Origin of the sequence: Nocardia cyriacigeorgica (assembly GCF_010858045.1) — a bacterium.
GTDB classification, from domain to species: domain Bacteria; phylum Actinomycetota; class Actinomycetes; order Mycobacteriales; family Mycobacteriaceae; genus Nocardia; species Nocardia cyriacigeorgica_E.
On sequence record NZ_JAAGVC010000175.1, the window covers coordinates 1 to 354 of the forward strand.

The following is a 354-nucleotide window of genomic DNA, read 5'->3' on the forward strand; positions in this document are numbered from 1 at the left end:
CCCGGCCAGCGTATCCGTCCAGAAATCGAGCTGACGGGAGATCAGCGATGCTGGATCGTCCTCACTGCCGAGCAGTTCCCGCTGCCAGCGGCTGTAATCGGCGTACTGCACTGGCAGCGGAGCCCAGTCCGGCACGGCGCCGTGCTTGCGGGCCGCGTAGGCGACCATCACATCGCGCGCCAGCGGTGCCAGCGAGGAGCCGTCCGCGGCGATGTGGTGCACGACCACAACGAGCACATGCGCGGCCGGGCCGAGGGCCAGCAGCCTGGCGCGGATCGGCACTGTATCGGTGACGTCGAAACCGTCGCCGACAAAGTTCGCGACCGCGGCGGTGAGATCGTCGGCGGTCACCGC

At 69.2% G+C, this 354-nt stretch carries 1 protein-coding gene; it reads right to left on the reverse strand.

Features of this window, described 5'->3' with window-relative positions; translation table 11 throughout:
• The coding region (locus GV790_RS29235) for a condensation domain-containing protein (RefSeq protein ID WP_163818047.1) at positions 1 to 354 on the reverse strand (354 nt) is incomplete at both ends.